General features: G+C 67.7%; 16 protein-coding genes, 1 tRNA gene, 1 other RNA gene and 2 riboswitches. Of the genes, 9 read left to right on the forward strand and 9 right to left on the reverse strand.

Going from position 1 to position 15,965, the window contains the following annotated elements; all coding sequences use genetic code 11:
- Positions 1–320 precede the first annotated feature (320 nt).
- The 4 genes from recR to ffs form a co-directional block, all read right to left on the reverse strand.
- Positions 321–917, reverse strand: coding sequence for a recombination mediator RecR (recR, locus tag U9983_RS12820; protein ID WP_322748718.1), 597 nt, complete (start codon positions 915–917; stop codon positions 321–323).
- A gap of 61 nt (positions 918–978) precedes the next feature.
- Positions 979–1,419: a YbaB/EbfC family nucleoid-associated protein gene (locus tag U9983_RS12825; RefSeq protein ID WP_322754239.1), complete on the reverse strand. Its 441-nt coding sequence runs from the start codon at positions 1,417–1,419 to the stop codon at positions 979–981.
- A 97-nt stretch (positions 1,420–1,516) separates the two neighbouring features.
- On the reverse strand, positions 1,517–3,778 hold the full coding sequence (locus tag U9983_RS12830) for a DNA polymerase III subunit gamma and tau (protein ID WP_322754240.1): 2,262 nt from the start codon (positions 3,776–3,778) through the stop codon (positions 1,517–1,519).
- 95 nt (positions 3,779–3,873) lie between these two features.
- An RNA gene (gene ffs, locus U9983_RS12835) (signal recognition particle sRNA small type) lies at positions 3,874–3,970 on the reverse strand.
- 189 nt (positions 3,971–4,159) lie between these two features.
- Here ffs and U9983_RS12840 point away from each other — a divergent pair.
- From U9983_RS12840 to U9983_RS12855, 4 genes are all read left to right on the forward strand, one after another.
- Positions 4,160–4,582, forward strand: coding sequence for a TOBE domain-containing protein (locus U9983_RS12840; protein ID WP_322754241.1), 423 nt, complete (start codon positions 4,160–4,162; stop codon positions 4,580–4,582).
- 61 nt (positions 4,583–4,643) lie between these two features.
- Positions 4,644–4,728: transfer RNA gene (locus U9983_RS12845), tRNA-Ser, on the forward strand.
- An 81-nt stretch (positions 4,729–4,809) separates the two neighbouring features.
- Positions 4,810–5,040 (forward strand): hypothetical protein, encoded by a 231-nt coding sequence (locus U9983_RS12850; RefSeq protein WP_322754242.1) that lies wholly within the window; start codon positions 4,810–4,812, stop codon positions 5,038–5,040.
- Positions 5,030–5,344, forward strand: a complete 315-nt coding sequence (locus U9983_RS12855; RefSeq protein WP_322754243.1) for a type II toxin-antitoxin system PemK/MazF family toxin — start codon at positions 5,030–5,032, stop codon at positions 5,342–5,344. Before U9983_RS12850 ends, U9983_RS12855 begins: the two co-directional genes overlap by 11 nt.
- 121 nt (positions 5,345–5,465) lie before the next feature.
- Here U9983_RS12855 and U9983_RS12860 read toward each other — a convergent pair whose 3' ends face one another.
- The 5 genes from U9983_RS12860 to fbaA form a co-directional block, all read right to left on the reverse strand.
- Complete coding sequence (locus U9983_RS12860) at positions 5,466–6,911, reverse strand: ATP-binding protein (RefSeq protein ID WP_322754244.1); 1,446 nt, start codon at positions 6,909–6,911, stop codon at positions 5,466–5,468.
- Positions 6,912–7,041: 130 nt separating this feature from the next.
- Positions 7,042–7,473, reverse strand: coding sequence for a DUF3151 domain-containing protein (locus tag U9983_RS12865; RefSeq protein WP_322754245.1), 432 nt, complete (start codon positions 7,471–7,473; stop codon positions 7,042–7,044).
- Positions 7,474–7,653: 180 nt separating this feature from the next.
- Positions 7,654–8,397: a transglycosylase family protein gene (locus U9983_RS12870; RefSeq protein WP_322754246.1), complete on the reverse strand. Its 744-nt coding sequence runs from the start codon at positions 8,395–8,397 to the stop codon at positions 7,654–7,656.
- 5 nt (positions 8,398–8,402) lie between these two features.
- A riboswitch (cyclic di-AMP (ydaO/yuaA leader) is annotated at positions 8,403–8,567 on the reverse strand.
- Between the two features lie 351 nt (positions 8,568–8,918).
- The gene (locus tag U9983_RS12875) at positions 8,919–9,716 is read right to left on the reverse strand and encodes a transglycosylase family protein (protein WP_416211384.1); all 798 of its coding nucleotides are present in this window, start codon (positions 9,714–9,716) and stop codon (positions 8,919–8,921) included.
- A gap of 5 nt (positions 9,717–9,721) precedes the next feature.
- A riboswitch (cyclic di-AMP (ydaO/yuaA leader) is annotated at positions 9,722–9,894 on the reverse strand.
- A gap of 223 nt (positions 9,895–10,117) precedes the next feature.
- Positions 10,118–11,155, reverse strand: coding sequence for a class II fructose-bisphosphate aldolase (gene fbaA / locus U9983_RS12880; protein ID WP_322754248.1), 1,038 nt, complete (start codon positions 11,153–11,155; stop codon positions 10,118–10,120).
- Positions 11,156–11,297: 142 nt separating this feature from the next.
- Between fbaA and U9983_RS12885 the strand changes: the two genes are divergently transcribed.
- The 5 genes from U9983_RS12885 to U9983_RS12905 all read left to right on the forward strand — a co-directional run bounded on the left by U9983_RS12885 (position 11,298) and on the right by U9983_RS12905 (position 15,932).
- Positions 11,298–11,762: a hypothetical protein gene (locus tag U9983_RS12885; protein WP_322754249.1), complete on the forward strand. Its 465-nt coding sequence runs from the start codon at positions 11,298–11,300 to the stop codon at positions 11,760–11,762.
- 120 nt (positions 11,763–11,882) lie between these two features.
- Complete coding sequence (locus U9983_RS12890; RefSeq protein ID WP_322754250.1) at positions 11,883–12,692, forward strand: CAP domain-containing protein; 810 nt, start codon at positions 11,883–11,885, stop codon at positions 12,690–12,692.
- 320 nt (positions 12,693–13,012) lie between these two features.
- Entirely contained in the window at positions 13,013–14,095 is a 1,083-nt protein-coding gene (locus U9983_RS12895; RefSeq protein ID WP_322754251.1) for an NAD(P)-dependent oxidoreductase, read from the forward strand.
- The gene (locus U9983_RS12900; RefSeq protein ID WP_322754252.1) at positions 14,088–14,600 is read left to right on the forward strand and encodes a GNAT family N-acetyltransferase; all 513 of its coding nucleotides are present in this window, start codon (positions 14,088–14,090) and stop codon (positions 14,598–14,600) included. Before U9983_RS12895 ends, U9983_RS12900 begins: the two co-directional genes overlap by 8 nt.
- 234 nt (positions 14,601–14,834) lie before the next feature.
- The gene (locus U9983_RS12905; protein ID WP_416211385.1) at positions 14,835–15,932 is read left to right on the forward strand and encodes a nucleotidyltransferase; all 1,098 of its coding nucleotides are present in this window, start codon (positions 14,835–14,837) and stop codon (positions 15,930–15,932) included.
- Positions 15,933–15,965 lie beyond the last annotated feature (33 nt).

Here is a 15,965-nt window from a genome sequence, read left to right on the forward strand (position 1 = left end):
TAGTGCTGTACCGACCAGGGCCCCCGCACCTACGTGTGCACTAATGATCATTTGATGTGTGCTCCCCACGGTCGTAGGAGTTCATTCGCGCGCGGACGACCAGGTCGCGAACGCTGTCTGGACAGGGCTGCTATTCCCGTGCGGCCAGCGGCGGCGCGGCAGGAGTCGTGATCGCGCAGCCTCTGCCGACTCGGCAAGAGCTGCCCACAGTAGCCGAGAGGGGTTCGCAGGCCTTCACACGCGGCGCAGGCTCACACTGTCCTGCCTCGTACAGCCACCGATTGTGGAGTATCCGGTCAGGCGGCGGCCTGGTCAGGCGATCAGGTGACGACCCGGCGGCCTTCGAAGGCGCGACCGAGAGTCACCTCGTCCGCCCATTCCAGATCCCCGCCCATCGGCAGGCCACTGGCCAGACGGGTGACCTTCAATCCCATCGGAGCGATCTGGCGAGCCAGGTAGGACGCGGTGACTTCACCCTCGGTGTTCGGATCGGTCGCGAGAATCAGTTCGGTCACCGTCCCATCGGCCAGCCGAGCGATCAGCTCTCGGATGTGCAGGTCATCAGGGCCCACTCCGCCGATCGGATTGATCGCGCCACCGAGGACGTGATAGCGCCCCCGGAACTCCCGCGTCCGCTCGATGGCGACGACGTCCTTCGACTCCTCGACGACGCAGATCTGGGCCGGATCACGTCGCTGGTCGGAGCAGATCCGGCACAGTTCCGCCTGCGCGACGTTGAAGCACAGCCGACAGAACCGGACCTTGTCCTTGACTTCGTTCAGCGTCGCCGCAAGGCGCCGCACATCGACGGGGTCCGCGGAGAGAAGGTGGAAAGCGATCCGCTGCGCGCTTTTCGGGCCGATACCCGGCAGCCGGCCGAGCTCGTCGATCAGATCCTGGACGATCCCCTCGTACATTGTCACCGACCTGCCCCGATGTGGCCGCCAGGCACGAGCCGGTCGCCGATCGGCATGCCTGTCATCCCAGGCCTGGGGCTTGCGGCCCCGAGCCCGGCCCCGACCCCGAGCCCGACCCGCCGGCCAGACCTGACGGTCCGCTCGGAACTCCGAGCCCGCCCGGAACTCCGAGCCCACCAAGAGCGTCGCCCAGCCCGCCGGTGACCTCGCCCATCCGCTCCGCGGCGAGCCCGCGCGCGTTGACGGCGGCGTCCCGAACGGCCGCGAGGACGAGGTCCGCCAGGGTCTCGGTGTCGGTCGGATCGACCGCGGCCGGACTGATGGTGAGATCGACCAACTCGCCGCCGCCGGTCACGGTGGCTTTCACCAGACCTCCGCCCGCGGTGCCGTCCACTCTGGTGTCGGCGAGTTCCTGTTGGGCGGTCATCAACTCGGCCTGCATCCGCTGGGCCTGCATGAGGATCTGGCCGATGTCCGGCCCAGGTATCTGCGGGTTCGACATGTCCATGAGCCTACGTCCGGGGTCCGACGCACCCATGTGCCGCTGACCGAGGAATGTCCGGTCCGTCCGGTGTGCGGCCAGTCGACGCAATGGTCGATCAGTCGATGGGTTGGTCGATGACGGTGGCGCCGAGGTCGGACTGCAGCAACGCCATCGCGGCCGCCTCACCCGACAGCGACGCGCCTGGGTACGCCGGCGCGTCATCGTCGCCGGCCGAGGGCTCATCGTCGGTGTCGCAGTGGCCGGCAGCTGACGACGCTGGTGGTACCGACGTCACCGGTGCCGGTGGTGTGGCCGAGGACGATTCACGGGGCGCGGGCGAACGTCGTGCTATGTCAAGGCCAGCGTGGGCGGTGGCACGGCCCTCCCCCGTGGCGCGTGCACCCGGCCGGTCGGCGGGCGTTGCCCCTGGTCGGACGGTCGTCGCCTCATGACGGATCTGCCCGGCCGTCGGGGTCGGCGCCGAAGGTCCGACGGAGGCCATGGCTCGTCCGGTCGGGCGGTGCGCAGGTGCCGGTGCTCCCGATTGGGTCGCCGGCGGCGGTGTGGCGACGGCTACAGTGTGCACCGGCCCGGCCGAGGCTCGCGGTGAGCTGGACCCGGCCGGTTCCGGCCCGGAAGTCCCGTCCGGACGGCCTGGCCGACTGTTCCCACCGGGGCTCCAGGGCACGCCGGTGCCCCCCGGCGCACCGGGTGGTCCCCCCGCGGCTGCGATGGTGACCCGCCAGGTGCCGCCCAGAATCTCTGTCAGGGCGGCGCGGAGGACCTCGACATTGCTGCCCTGACCGAACATCCGGGCGATCGTCGCGACCGTGAACGCGAGGATGACTTCGTCCCCACGAACATCCGCTACCGAGGCGTACTCCTGGAGTAGGGCGTGCGTGGCGGGCTTGCGCGACCGGGCCGCGCGGAGCACGTCGTCCCAGGCTGCTCGCAGTCGTCCCGCATCGGTACCGCCACCGCCGGCATCGGCACCACCACCGCCGGCACCGCCACCACCGCCACCACCGCCGGCATCGCCACCGTCGGTTGATCGCGTTGCGGCGGGGGAGTGCGGTCCGGGCGCTGGTTGTGCGCGGACCTCGCCAGTCCCGGAAACCCGGGCCGGGGTCGGCGGTTGCGCCGGGCCGGCCGACGGTCCCGGGCCGGCCGACGCCGACGCCGACGCCGCATCATCATGTGATGGACCGGTGATGCCGCCGGCCTCCGCCCGCCGTTCCAACCGTTCGAGGCGGACCAGCAACGCCGACGGGTCAGATCCGGCAGCGGGCAGCAACGCCCGTGCCATGACCAGTTCGAGCAGGAGGCGCGGGCTGGTCGTCCCGCGCATCTCCTTGAGACCTGCGTGTACCACGTCCGCGGCCCGGGAAAGCTCGGCCGGGCCCATCCGGCCGCACTGGCCGCGCATCCGTTCGATCTGGTCGAGTGAGTAGTTCTCCAGCAGCCCCTTGGCGGGCGCGTCCGGCACGGCCGCGAAGACGATCAGATCCCGTAGGCGTTCCAGCAGGTCCATGGCGAATCGCCGGGGGTCGTGGCCGGAGGAGACGACCTTGTCGACAACGGTGAACGAGGTGGCGCCGTCCCGTGCGGCAAGGGCGTCGACCGCTTCGTCCAGCAGGACGCCGTCGGTCAGCCCGAGTAACGCTACCGCCCGATCGTAGCCAAGGCCATCCGGCCCCGCGCCGGCGAGCAGCTGGTCGAGTACTGACAGCGAGTCGCGGACGGAGCCTGCGCCGGCTCGTACCACCAGCGGTAGTACCGCCGGATCGACGTCAACCCCTTCCGACGTGCAGACGGACGTGAGGTGGTCGCGCAGCGCCCCGGGTGGAACGAGTCGGAACGCGTAGTGGTGGGTCCGGGAGCGGATGGTGGCGATGACCTTGTCGGGTTCGGTGGTCGCGAACACGAACTTCAGGTAGGGCGGTGGTTCCTCGACGACCTTGAGCAGGGCGTTGAAAGCCGCCGCGGTGACCATGTGGGCCTCGTCGACGACATACACCTTGAACCGCGCCGAGGCCGGCGCGAAGAACGCGCGTTCCCGCAGGTCGCGGGCATCGTCCACAAGCCCGTGGGAGGCGGCGTCGATCTCGGTGACGTCCATGGACACACCGCGTCGGATCGACACGCACTGCTCGCACACCCCGCACGGCTCGGGTGTCGGCCCGTTCACGCAGTTCAGGGATGCGGCGAGGATGCGCGCGGACGACGTCTTACCGCAGCCGCGCGGACCGCTGAACAGGTAGGCGTGGTGCAGGCGGCCGGTCCGCAACGCCTGCATGAGGGCACCGGTCACGTGCTCCTGACCGACGACCTGGGCGAAGGTCGCTGGACGGTACCGGTTGTACAACGCGCCGCTCACATGATCACCGACCTGTTCCGTCGATCACTCGCTACGTCAGCACGCTGGGCGTTGCCCGGGATCAAGGCCGTCGCCGGGTTCGCGGCCCCCGCGAAGAGGACGACCCCTCGCACACCCGCCAGAGCCTGCTTACCCTTGCTGCCTTCCGGCCCTGGGGGGGTTCACGAGGGTGACGCCGCGCGAGGGGTCTGCCAGTGAGTCTAAGGCCTGTCGGATGGATCTTCAGCAGCGCATCGGTGGCCCGAAAGCCGCCATCAGTCAGGCATACTCACCGAAAGCCATCCATATGGTCGGTCGGGACGGCTGGCCGAATGCCTTGCGTGTGAAGGTGGTGGCATCCCGACCAGCAACGATGTCCAGGAAGCGCCGGTGAGGTCCAACATGAGCGTCAGCATCCGCAACCAGATTGCCGGAACCGTAACCGTCGTCACGTCCGGTGCGGCGATGGCAACGGTCAAGATCCGCTTGGTCGGCGGTCCGGAGGTGACCGCCGCGGTTACCGTGGAGTCGATTAATGATCTTGATCTCGCTGAAGGCTCCCAGGTTCGGATCATGGTCAAGTCCACCGAGGTCGCGCTGGCCACGGGTCCCGTGTCGGGCCTGAGTATCCGCAACCGGATTCCCGGCACGATCGTCGCGATCGACGAGGGCGATGCGATGGCGGTGGTGAAGCTTGTCATCGACGGGGGTGACGAGATCACTGCGGCGATCACGAAGGCGGCCGTCGTCGACCTCGGCCTTGACCGGGGTGTCGCGGTCACGGCGCTGATCAAATCCACGGAGATCTCGATCGCATCCCTCTGAACCGGTAGGGATCTTGCTGGCCGTCGGTTCTGTTGCCCGTGGATCCGATAGGCTTGGCAACGGAGGATTCGCCTAGTGGCCTAGGGCGCACGCTTGGAAAGCGTGTTGGGGGCAACCCCTCGAGAGTTCGAATCTCTCATCCTCCGCCGTGTGTCGGTGGCAGTCAGGGCTTGTTGGTGATTGACGCCTCCAGGATCTGTATTGCGGGCTGTATTACAATGAGCCTTATGGCTACGATTACGTTTCGTACAGACGAGGACGTCGACCGGGCCCTGACTGACCTCACCGTCGGTGAACGGGATCGGTCCCAGGTGATCCGTGAGGCGATCCTCTCCGCGTGGCGTGCGCGTCAGGCCGAGCGGTTGGTCGCTGAGGCTGAAGCTCTTGCCGCAGACCCGGCCGACCGGGCTGAGGCGCGGGCTGTGCTTTCGGACATGGAGCCACTGCGTGCGTGGTGACGTCTACCAGATGCGAGCTCCTCGTGACGCGCGTGGCCACGAACAACGAGGTAACCGGTACGCCGTCATCGTGCAGTCCGATCTGCTGCCGTTGTCGACCTGGCTGGTGGCCCCTACTTCCACCAGCGCTCGGCCGGCATCCTTTCGGCCCGAGGTCGAGATCGACAATCAGGCGACCCGTGTCCTGGTCGAGCAAACGGCGGCGGTCGACCCTGAGCGTCTGGGTCGATTCGTCGGCCATCTGTCCGCAGTCGAGATGGCTGACATCGACACTGCATTACGCACTGTACTCGGGTTGAACTGATCTCTACACGGCTACGAGATTGACCCGATCAGCATGCCGACGGCGGCTCTTGCCTCGTCGTCGCCAATGGGCACAATCCGTAGCCCTGACAGGATCCAGTTGAGCGGGGCCGGCGGTGCCGTCAGGCCGGAGCGAAGATGTCGGCGGCGGTGACGGTGAGGACTCCCGCTGGTGGGTTCCGGATCTCCTCGCGGGCGCAGAGAGCAAGGCGCACCGCTTCGGGATGGTCCGTCACACCTGGGCCGGCATCTGGGCCGGCATCGTCATGATCCGGTAGCTGCGCCGCGGGCCGGCGGACCCGCAACGCACGGGTCTTCTCCCGTAGGTCGGCGGCGAGTCTGCGGCCGTCAACGCTGCGTGCCCATTTCGCCTCACCGGCCAGCACCGGACGCCGTTCCCGGCCGGCGAGGACGACCGCGTCGATCTCGTCCTGACCGCCGGTTCCCCAGTAGGGCCCGATCGCCACGACGTCCGGCCCCAGCGAACCGGAGACCGCGAGCCGCCGCAGATGCTCCCGGAACGCCTCTTCCCAGGGCAGACCGAAATGGTCATCGAGGCTTGTGACCAGGACGGGCAGCAGAGCCTCCCCGAGACCGCGGTCGATCTCGGCACGGAACCGGGAAAGCACCCCGAGATAGAAGGCGAGGAAGTTGTCAGCAATCCGGTAGACCCGGCGCCGGCTGCGGGCGGTGTCGGTCACCGGCATGACCCGGTCGACGAGCCGCAGCTCGATGAGCCGGTCCAGGGTGCGGGCCGGCTCAGCCCGGATATGATCCTTGATCTCGTTGTACTGCATGCGGCCCGCGGCGATGGCATGGAGCACCGCCGCCGGGTACTCACCGTGTTCCACCTCGGTTGCCAGCACGAGTTGTCCCTCGGTGAGCAGCGACGCCCCCGGCCGGCAGGCCAGTCGCCGCAGGTTGTCGGTGACGTCCGCGTTCTGGTCCCACCAGGACAGGTACAGCGGTACTCCGCCGACCAGCCCGTACACGAGGGCCCGGTTGGCCGGGGTGAGCTCGGGCAGCATCAGGGCGGCCTCGTGCGGGCGGAACGGATGCAGCGACAGTGACAGGTCGAACCGACCGTAGAGCGGCGCCCGTTGTTCCTGCAACGCGGTCATGTGCCGCACTGCCGACCCGCACAGCAGCAGTCGTAGCTGTGTCCTGCCCGCCACGCGGTCGAGAAAGGCCCGCAGCACTCCTGGGAGGTCCGGCGATGTCGCGACAATCTCTGGGAACTCGTCCAGGACGACGAGAAGCGGTTCGCGTTCCGCTGCCACCGCCAAGTCGTCCAAGGCGTCGTCCCAGTCGGAATACGGGCGCGTGAGCAGGTCCCGGAACCGTCCGGGGATGCCGGCCGCGACCTGGCGGGACAGCTGCGCCAGTTCTCCTGATGCGGCACGACCGGCACCCGTATGAAAGATCGACCGCCGTCCGTCGGCGAACCGGTGCAACAGGGCGGTTTTACCGACTCTGCGTCGTCCCCATATCACCGCTGGTCGTGGATGGGTCGAGGTCCACCAGCGCTCCAGCGCGGCAAGCTCCTCGACGCGATTGACGAACGCCATTCCGCCCCTGCTTACCTCGCACGCTACTTACATCACCTGTAACTTACCTCGGATGTCAGTAGGCCACCGGGCGGACAGCAGGGTGTCCCGGTCCCCGATCCAGGACGTCAGCAGGACGGTCGTGAGCGGCTCAGGTCTTAAGGCCCAGTACCTCGGCCGCTTCGGGATCGCTGTCGGCGAGGAAGTCCCGGCAGCGGGCGGCCTCCTCGGCCTCACCGATGGCGGCGGCGGCGCGACTGAGCGCCGCGAGCGCGCGTAGGAAGCCCTGGTTGGCCTCGTGGGACCACGGGATCGGCCCATGCCCGTGCCAGCCGGCGCGACGAAGCTGGTCCAAGCCGCGGTGGTATCCGGTCCGTGCGTAGGCGTAGGCCGTGACCGCCGCACCTGCCTCCAGGGCGCGCTCGGCCAGCATCGCCCAGGCGAGGCTTGAGTCCGGGAAGCGACCGGCGACCGTCTCCGCGGTCTCGCCGGCGTCGAGCGCTTTGGCGGCAGCCGGATCGAGAGTGAGTTTTGTCGGGGGCGGACCGTCAAGAAGATCCGGCCGTCCAGGGGAGGTCGTCATGGGGTCCATCCTGCCGGATCCCGGTTGCACTGTGCCGAGTGGGGATCGGTCAGAACAGGTTCTCACGCGGCGGACCCGGTGGGAGGGGGGTGGGCCATCGGGTCCGCCGCGGGATCAGGGTTCGAGGGCGAATCCACCTTCGAACAGTCATGGGATGTTACAGGATACGAACCCCTGGGATCACAGGGCGGACGGGCTGGTGACGGTGATGTCCCAGAGGTTCTTACCGACCACACCGGCCTGTCCGTCGTCGACCCGTGTCAGGTAGCTGTACAGCGATGCCAGGCCCTCGGACTCGCCGCCGAAGCGGCCGTCCACCTGCAAAATGAATTTCTTCTCGCGCATCGTGTTCTGCCAGACGTAGGCGTCAGCGCGCACCTCTCCGGCCAGGGCGGTGGAAAGCGTCGTACCGGTGAAGTTCGACGATTCCAGTTGCGCCTTCGCGCGGTCCAAGGTCATTGCGGGCTGCGCCGGAGCGATCGCCTGCTGGACTGCCGCGACGTTGGGCACCGTTGTCGGCACCGTTGTCGGCACCTGCGGCGCCGGGCCGTTGTTGGTCAGGCCCATCTTGACCGAGCAGGACGGCCACGGGGACCAGCCGCGAGAGTTGTAGAGCTTGTGGGCTGCGTCGTCCTGCAGCGCCGGCGGGGCGTCACTGGGGAGGCCGGAATAGCCGAGACCGTGCCAGGTTCCGGCGTCGAACTGGTACGCGCCGTAGAACCCGTTACCGGTATTGATGTGATAGTTGCCGCCGGACTCACACTGGCGGAGTTTGGTGAAGTCGTCGGCGGTCGCGGCGCCTGCGGGACTGGCCGCGACGGCGAGACCACTGCCCACGAGTGCTGTGACAGCACCGGTGGTACGCAGGACCTTGACTGCGGTGGACGACTGTTGCGGGGCTCGGTGCCTGCCAACAGACGGCATGTGGGTCGGTCCTTCCCGTCGCCTACGAGGTGAGCTGTCGGGTGCGGGCTGGGAACATGCCCGGCCGGTGACGCCGATGAGCGTCGCCTGCTTTACCCCAAGGACACCGGTGGCCGGTATCCGGATGTGGTTCCCCCGATCCCGTCCGTGCGGCTTCGCGATAGGTCCTGCCGCGGCGGGCGGGGACGGGATTCGGCGTCCGTCCGCGCGGCCTCGCCGATCTGGCGAGTGGGGAGGACTCTAGCGAGCCTGGCCCTTTCGAAGCAAATCGGGGGTGTCGGATGAACTACACGGACCTGGTTTTCACCACCCGAATGGGCTACATGGCCCAAAGACAACACTCTACCCGGCGATTGGGGTGACCCCGATGGGGGGTCGTTTGTGCTGGCTTCTCGTAACACCGAGTGATCGGGCCGGTCGCCGTAGTGCTTTTCTGTTGTGTTTGTTGTCACGCAGGTGGGACCGGCCCGACTCGTCCTCGCGGGGTCTATATCAGTTCGCGGCCGTCAGCTGCCGGCTGTTCAGGTGAAGGTGACCCCCCAGGTCTCCGGCCCACAGATTCCGTCGACCGCCAGGCCCTTGTCGGCCTGCAGGCGGCTGGCCGCGCCGGCCGACTCAGGTCCATACCGACCGTCAATTTGGATCTTGTAGCCAAGACTGTTCATCTGGTGCTGCCACGACCGAACGTCCGACCGCACCTGATCGACGAGGTCGGCGGTAAGGGGCGTCGCATCAGCGGAGTTCGACGAGATGTCCGTGCTCACCGTGCGCCATTGCCAGCGAGAGGAACCGCTCCTGCCGTACGAGGGTGCCTGCGACGAGTCGGTGTCGGATGAGCTCGAGTCCGATGCGCTGGTGTCCGGTGCATCCCTGCCGCTGTCGGCGCCCGATGCGCCGGGACTTGCGGTGCCGGCCGGGTTGGTGCCGCCCCCGAGTTGGTCGGCGCCCATGCCCTTGCCGCATGCAGGCCACTGGCCGAAGCCGGAGCGGGCGGCGAGCTTGATCGCGGCCTCATCCTGGGTGCCGGGCGAGGCAGCGCTGGGCAGGCCGGTGTAGCCCAGGCTCTGCCAGGTGCCCAGCGAGAACTGGTACGCGCCGTAGTAGCCGTTGACGGTGTTCGCCCCGTAGTTACCGCCGGACTCGCATTGGCGAAGCCCCTCCCAGGTCGTGGCGGCGCTGGCCGGTTGGGACATCGCGATACCGCCACTGATCGCGGCGACCAGGGCCGGGGTCACCACCATGGCCCTGGTACGGACCCGGACCCGGGCCCGAGCCCGGCGAACTCCACGATGTCGACCACGAGAACGTGTACTGGACATATTGGTAATGCCCTTCCCCACGCCTGCGAGGTGAGCTGTCGGATTCGGGCTGGGACTGCCCGGCCGCTTTCACGGCTTCACCCCGAGGGCGCCCGATATCGACGTCCGAAAGTGGGTCCCCCGTTCCTGCCGCAAGTTTGGTTTTCGTCGAGCGAGGGCAGGATTCGGCGTGCCGCCCGACGTGTCCCCATCGTATCGACGGGCACGGCGCAGACCATAACCAGAATTGCTGGTGGCTGAACAAGCCGTGAATGCGGTTCGTGACTATGCGCACATCGCGCTGTCCACTCTTGCCGTTCCTCGAGATCGACTGCTAACGCGCGCATGCGTGCGCTCAGCTTGCTTGCCGGCGGCCGAAGGAGGCGCGAAACGCGATGTCGCGCCTCCTTTGGCCGGATGGGTCAGCTGGTCAGCGAACGCCCCGCCGAGCGCAGGTCTGCGCAGGCCTGCGCGACACGGGCGGCCATACCGGACTCGGCTGCCTTGCCGTAGCTGCGTGGGTCGTACTGCTTTTTCACACCTACTTCGCCGTCCACTTTCAGTACGCCGGCGTAGTTCTTGAAGACATGGTCGGCGATCGGCCGGGTGTATGCGTACTGGGTATCGGTGTCCACATTCATCTTGACAACGCCGTAGTCCAGCGTCTCGCGGATTTCGGCCAGGTCGGAACCGCTACCGCCGTGAAACACCAGGTCGAACGGTCTGGCGTCGACTGGCAGACCGAGCTGCTGCGCGACATACTGCTGCCCGTCCCGAAGGATGCTCGGACGGAGTTTCACATTGCCCGGCTTGTATACACCGTGCACATTTCCGAAGGTTGCGGCGAGCATGTAGCGGCCCCGTTCGCCGGTGCCGAGAACCTCGGCGGTGCGCCACATGTCCGTCGGCGTGGTGTAAAGTTTCTCGTCGATCGCACCGACGACGCCGTCCTCCTCGCCGCCGACGACACCGATCTCCACCTCCAGGATGATCTTGGCCTGGTGGCATTCGATCAGGAGGCCGTCGGCAATTTTGAGATTCTCCTCCAGCTCGACTGCCGATCCGTCCCACATATGTGAGTGAAACAGCGGATCCCGCCCTTCGCGGAGAACCCGGTCCTTGGAGATCGCAAGCAGGGGGCGCAGATAGGTGTCGAGTTTGTCCGCGGGGCAGTGGTCGGTGTGCAGGGCGATATTGACCGGATACGCTTTGGCGACATGGTGGGCGAACTCGGCGAGTGCTTGCGCGCCGAGGACCATGTTCTTCACCCGGGTGCCGGAGAGGAACTCGGCACCGCCGGTGGAGACCTGCACGATGCCGTCGCTGCCGGCATCGGCGAAGCCCTTCAGGGCTGCATTCAGGGTCTCCGATGACGTAACGTTGATCGCCGGGTAGGCGAATGCCTCGGTCTTGGCCCGGTCAAGCATCTGTGCGTAGACGTCCGGGGTGGCGATGGGCATGGTTGTGGCTCCTGTGGGCAGTAGGAGTTGCGTGTCCGTTAGGTCGATAATTGGCCGATTTGGATATGAACAGCGGACTGGAGTCGCGCGAAGGGTACGATGATCGAGCCTTCGGGGGCAGACAGGCTCGAATCGTGCGAGTGTGGATGGCCTGTCCGGAGCGGTGCTCTATGCCGTCATCTTCACGCTCGTCTTCGTCGACAGCGGCATCCTCGTCGTTTTCTGGCTGCCTGATGACACGATCCTGGTCGCCGCCGGCATGCTCGCGGCCGACCCGGATGCGGGCGTGTCGTCTGGTGCCCCCACGCCCGGGATCCCGCTGGTCGCGACCGCTGGCGCCGTAATGGGTCATGTTAGCGCGCTGCCCTTGGACGGGCCCCGTCTCGAACGGCGTCACGTCCGGATACTTGCCCGTCCTGATGTGTCCTACCAGCACTTTGGCACTCTGGCCCCGCATGTGGCCCGGTTTGTCCGACGGGTGCGGACGTTTGCCCCCTGTTGCCGGGCGCTCCTGGGCGTCACCCGGGGCAGCCGGCCAGGGCCGTTGGTCGCCCGTCCGACACGGCATGTCGTCGGGTGGATCCGAGGTGGCGCCACACTGGCCTGATCTGCTCATGATTATTCGGTTAAAAGCGATACGGGATGGCTCACCGTGCCTAGTACTCGCTACCCTTGTCCCGGATGGAGGGGGCATAGCGCGGGGGGGACCGACCACACGGAAGGTTCCATGGTTCGACATCGCAAGCACCGCCGTTCCCGGCAGGGATGGTCCGGCGCCGTCCTGGCAGTCTTCGTTTTCGTTCTCGCCACCGTCGGGTTGCTCCTGGCCCAGCTCGTCCACGGGGGAGGGCCCGCGGCCGCGACCAGTCCTGGGGCGTCGTCCCCGGCCCTGGTGTCCTCGACGTCACCGGTTGATCCCGCGCAGGGGTCTGTACCGCCACAGACCGTCGATCGTGGCACGGTTGGTGAGACCGTTCACATGCGCACCGCTGTCAAACCTGGCGGGTGGCCGTGGGCGGCGTCGCTCCCACCGAGCTCGCCGCCGTGGTCCACACCGGTCGCGGACGCCACGGCGGGCGGCCCGGCGGCCACAGCCGCTCCGGTCGCTCCTCCTACAGCGGCTACGCCGGGTACCGCCACCGAGCCGACATCGGCAGACCCGGCTTCCCAGGTGGTAGCGCTCACGAACGCCGAACGGGCCAAGGCCGGCTGCGCTGCGCTGACCGTCGACTCCAGGCTGACCACCGCGGCGCAGGCGCACAGCGACGACATGGCGACGCATAACTACTTCAGCCACACGAGCCAGGACGGGCGCACGCCCTTTCAACGCATGGCTGCTGCCGGGTACCAGTTCTCGATCGCCGCGGAGAACATCGCCGCTGGGCAGCGCACTCCGACCGAGGTCATGGTGGGCTGGATGAACAGTTCCGGGCACCGGGAGAACATCCTCAACTGCTCGTTGAAGCAGATCGGCGTCGGTTACGGCACCGGGGGCAGTTACGGGACGTACTGGACGCAGGATTTCGGGACGCCGTAAGAGCGATTAGAGAGCTACTTAGAGTAAGATGCCGGTGGTTGGGGTGCGGATGCCGGCGCTGCACCGGGCTGGTGGCCGCGGCCGAGTCGTCGCGGCCGCCGGTGCCTGAAACCCGTTACTCTTGGGCTCCGATCACGTAGGGTCGATATCGTGCGACCGGAACGACCTGTCTGCGTGCTCGGCGTGACGGTACGTTAGGCCTGTCTGATAGACCTTGAGGTATCCGGGTGTCGTCTTGGCGGGGAGTCCGGTGGATCGGGAAGCGATCTTCCGGGAAGGCCGATTACCGGGATCGGGGATCTGCCGGGTAGGTCCCAGGGGTGAGAGGGGACGACGTGGCTCGCGCGGTGGTGACCGGCGCCGGGGGATTCATCGGGGACGCGGTCGTGCACGAGTTCCGCCGACGCGGCTACGATGTTGTGCCGATAGACGTCCGCCGTGGTCCTGGCATCGTCGTGGCCGACGTCACCCATCCCGGTGACTGGGAGAAACTGCTCACCGGGGCGGATCTTGTCGTGCACGCGGCGGCCGTCGGCACAGGTGGCGGTGGCGAGCTGGCCGCGGTCCGAGCCGGCGTGCCGAGCCGGCCGATACCGGTTGCGGACAGTGAAATGCGTAGGATCACGGTAGCCGGCACCACTGGCGTGTTGGACGCATGCCACCGCGCCGGCGTCGGTCGCGTTGTTCACATGTCCTGTGTGAGTGTGCTGGGCCCTTCCTTCCCTGCCGACGCTGACGAGGCCGTGCCCGTCACCATGACCGGTCTGGCGCGGGCTGACGCGCTGGCTGCGGCCGAGCACGCAGCCGTGGCCGCAGCATCCCGCGGTCTGGCGGTGACGGTGCTACGGGTCGGCGACGCGTACGGACCACGGGCCGGTCGATGGACCCTGTGGCCGCTGCTGCTGTTGCGGGCCGGCCGCTTCGTCCTGGTGGACTCCGGCCGCGGGATCCTGAGCCCCGTCCACGTCGACGATCTGGTGTCGGCGGTCGCCGCGGTCATGGACTGCCCGGCGGCGGTTGGTGAGATCCTGCATGTCACGGGTGGGGCGGGTGTTTCGGCATCCGACTTCTTCGGCCGATACGCGCGGATGGCCGGCGTGGCCTTGCCGGGCTCGGTGCCGGCGGCGTTTGTTCGTGCGCTCGACTCGGCGGACCGGCTGCTGGTCGGGCGCAGGTGGTTGTCCGGACGGGTGAGCTCGCGTCTACACCCCCGAGCCTATGTTGATCTTGGACCGCTCGCGCTGGCTGAGCTGGCCCGAACGGGCACCTACTCGATCGCCAAGATCAGAAACCTGGCCGGCTGGGCGCCCCGCGTCGGCCTCGACGAGGGGATGGCACGCACCGAGGTGCTGCTGCGGGAGCGGGGACTGCTCGGCGTCGTGGAGCCCGCCCGCCGTGGGTGAAGGGCCGACCCTGACGACATCGAGGTTGCTTGCGCTTCCCCTGACGGTGTGGAACGCCGGCTTCGTGGCCGAGGAGCTGGGACCGGTGCTGGCGGGCGCGTGCCTGCACCAGGCGCAGGGGATCGCTGTCGACGTCGCCGATGATTCGACCGATGCGTTGCGGCGTGATCTGCGTCGCCGGGCCGGCGGAGGGCGTGGCGTGATGACCTGGACGGTGCGTGGTGAGGACTCGGTGGCCGTCGGTCTGCTGGCGGTGGACGCCGTCGACCGGCGGGCACTGGTGTCGGTGTCCATCGGGCGTCCCTACCGGCGCCGGGGGTACGCGACCGAGGCCCTGCGGGCGCTGGCCGGCTGGCTGGAGTTCCGCGGCCAGGTGGTCGTCGAGGCCCGGGTGCGTGTCGGTGACCGAACGGGTGAGCGCCTGGCCGTGGCGACCGCATTCGTGCCCGCGGACATCGTGCTGTCCGGTGGCTGGCGGGTCTGGTTCCGGCCGCCCCCTCCGTAACGTCACATCCGCCGCCTCACCACTTCCGTAATTCCACCGGATCTGTGACTTTAGGTAACCAGACTGGCCCCGATGTTTGCCCCGCTGCAGGATGCGGCACCATAGATGCGATGTCGCGAATGGGACGGTGTGAGCCAGCCGCCCAGTTCACGCGTCCGTGTCGGTTGGCCATCGGCGCGTGTCATGGATGGGGGACCGTACGGTTGGCGCGAAGGTGCCTGGGAGGTTCTCAGAGTGAGCGTGGAAACCCGGCGTGAAGTCGCACCCGTGGACAGTCCGGACGTGCCAGGCCTGATGCGGCCGCGTGGGTCTGAGGTCACATATGATCATTTGATCATTCCGCCGCACTGGCGCCGTTCGGACGAGACCGGGCCAGGAGCACACAACCCGCTGTTCCCGGATGATCCAGGGGTCGGTCCGCTTAACCCGCAGACCGGTCCCATCACAGGTGCGATGACCGGTCCTCTGCTGGTGGGCACGACCGCGCGCGCCTTCGCCAAGCTCGACGACCTGATCCGCCTCAACGTCGACGACCGCGCGGTCATCGACGCCCGTCGGGACGACGCCGAGCAGGCCCTACGGGCGATCTTTCCACCGCGCTGCGCGCTGCCGCTGGTCGGTGTGGCTACCATCGGTTCCGCAGGGCGCGACACGATGATCCGCCCGCTGGACGAGGTTGACATCTTCGTGGTGTTCAGCGCAGCGAACAGCGCCTGGAAGCGCTTCCGCTGGGACTCACGTGACCTGCTGCTCTGCGTTCGCAACGCGATCGGTGGCGAGCGCATCCAGACGATCGGCACGCGTGGCCAGGCCATGCGCATCGTCTACAACTCGGCGCCGGACGTCCATCTCGTGCCTGCCTTCGACCATCCACGGGCAGGTTACGTCATGCCCGACTGCGTCGGCGGCTGGCTGCCGACCCGGCCGGAGCGGCACGCGAGCTGGATGGCGGATGCCGGCCCACGGGTCGCCTCGGCGGTTCGGCTGCTCAAGGCGTGGAATCGGGTCTGCGGCAGCCATCTGCGTTCGTTCCACCTGGAGGCGCTCGCGGGCAAGGTTCTGATCAACCGCGGGCTGAACACCCGGCAGGCGCTGGCGGAGGTCTTCCGGCACGTCGAGAACAAGGGGTTCACCGCCTACGACCCGGCGGAGGTCGGCGGCGACCTGTCGACCTACCTGCAGGGGGACGACTGCGACGCGCTCGCGGAGTCGGTGCGGTTCGCGCGCGTCCACGCTGATGATGCTGTTGAGGCGGAGCAGGCGGGTCGGCACGAGGATGCCGTCAACCTGTGGCGGCAGGTTTTCGGGCCGGAGTTTCCGACCTTCGGGTAAGAACCCGTTTTAGCCTGTTTTAGAGCTGGCCGG

Source organism: Protofrankia sp. Cas3 (assembly GCF_963555955.1).
GTDB lineage: Bacteria > Actinomycetota > Actinomycetes > Frankiales > Frankiaceae > Protofrankia.

Excerpts from the sequence above, each read along its gene's own strand:
- U9983_RS12860 (WP_322754244.1), bottom strand. The coding sequence starts at position 6,911 with ATGGCGTTCGTCAATCGCGTCGAGGAGCTTGCCGCGCTGGAGCGCTGG.
- U9983_RS12840 (WP_322754241.1), top strand. The coding sequence starts at position 4,160 with ATGAGCGTCAGCATCCGCAACCAGATTGCCGGAACCGTAACCGTCGTC.
- U9983_RS12875 (WP_416211384.1), bottom strand. The coding sequence starts at position 9,716 with ATGTCCAGTACACGTTCTCGTGGTCGACATCGTGGAGTTCGCCGGGCT.
- U9983_RS12870 (WP_322754246.1), bottom strand. The coding sequence starts at position 8,397 with ATGCCGTCTGTTGGCAGGCACCGAGCCCCGCAACAGTCGTCCACCGCA.
- U9983_RS12825 (WP_322754239.1), bottom strand. The coding sequence starts at position 1,419 with ATGTCGAACCCGCAGATACCTGGGCCGGACATCGGCCAGATCCTCATG.
- U9983_RS12865 (WP_322754245.1), bottom strand. The coding sequence starts at position 7,473 with ATGACGACCTCCCCTGGACGGCCGGATCTTCTTGACGGTCCGCCCCCG.
- recR (WP_322748718.1), bottom strand. The coding sequence starts at position 917 with ATGTACGAGGGGATCGTCCAGGATCTGATCGACGAGCTCGGCCGGCTG.
- fbaA (WP_322754248.1), bottom strand. The coding sequence starts at position 11,155 with ATGCCCATCGCCACCCCGGACGTCTACGCACAGATGCTTGACCGGGCC.
- U9983_RS12890 (WP_322754250.1), top strand. The coding sequence starts at position 11,883 with ATGGTTCGACATCGCAAGCACCGCCGTTCCCGGCAGGGATGGTCCGGC.
- U9983_RS12850 (WP_322754242.1), top strand. The coding sequence starts at position 4,810 with ATGGCTACGATTACGTTTCGTACAGACGAGGACGTCGACCGGGCCCTG.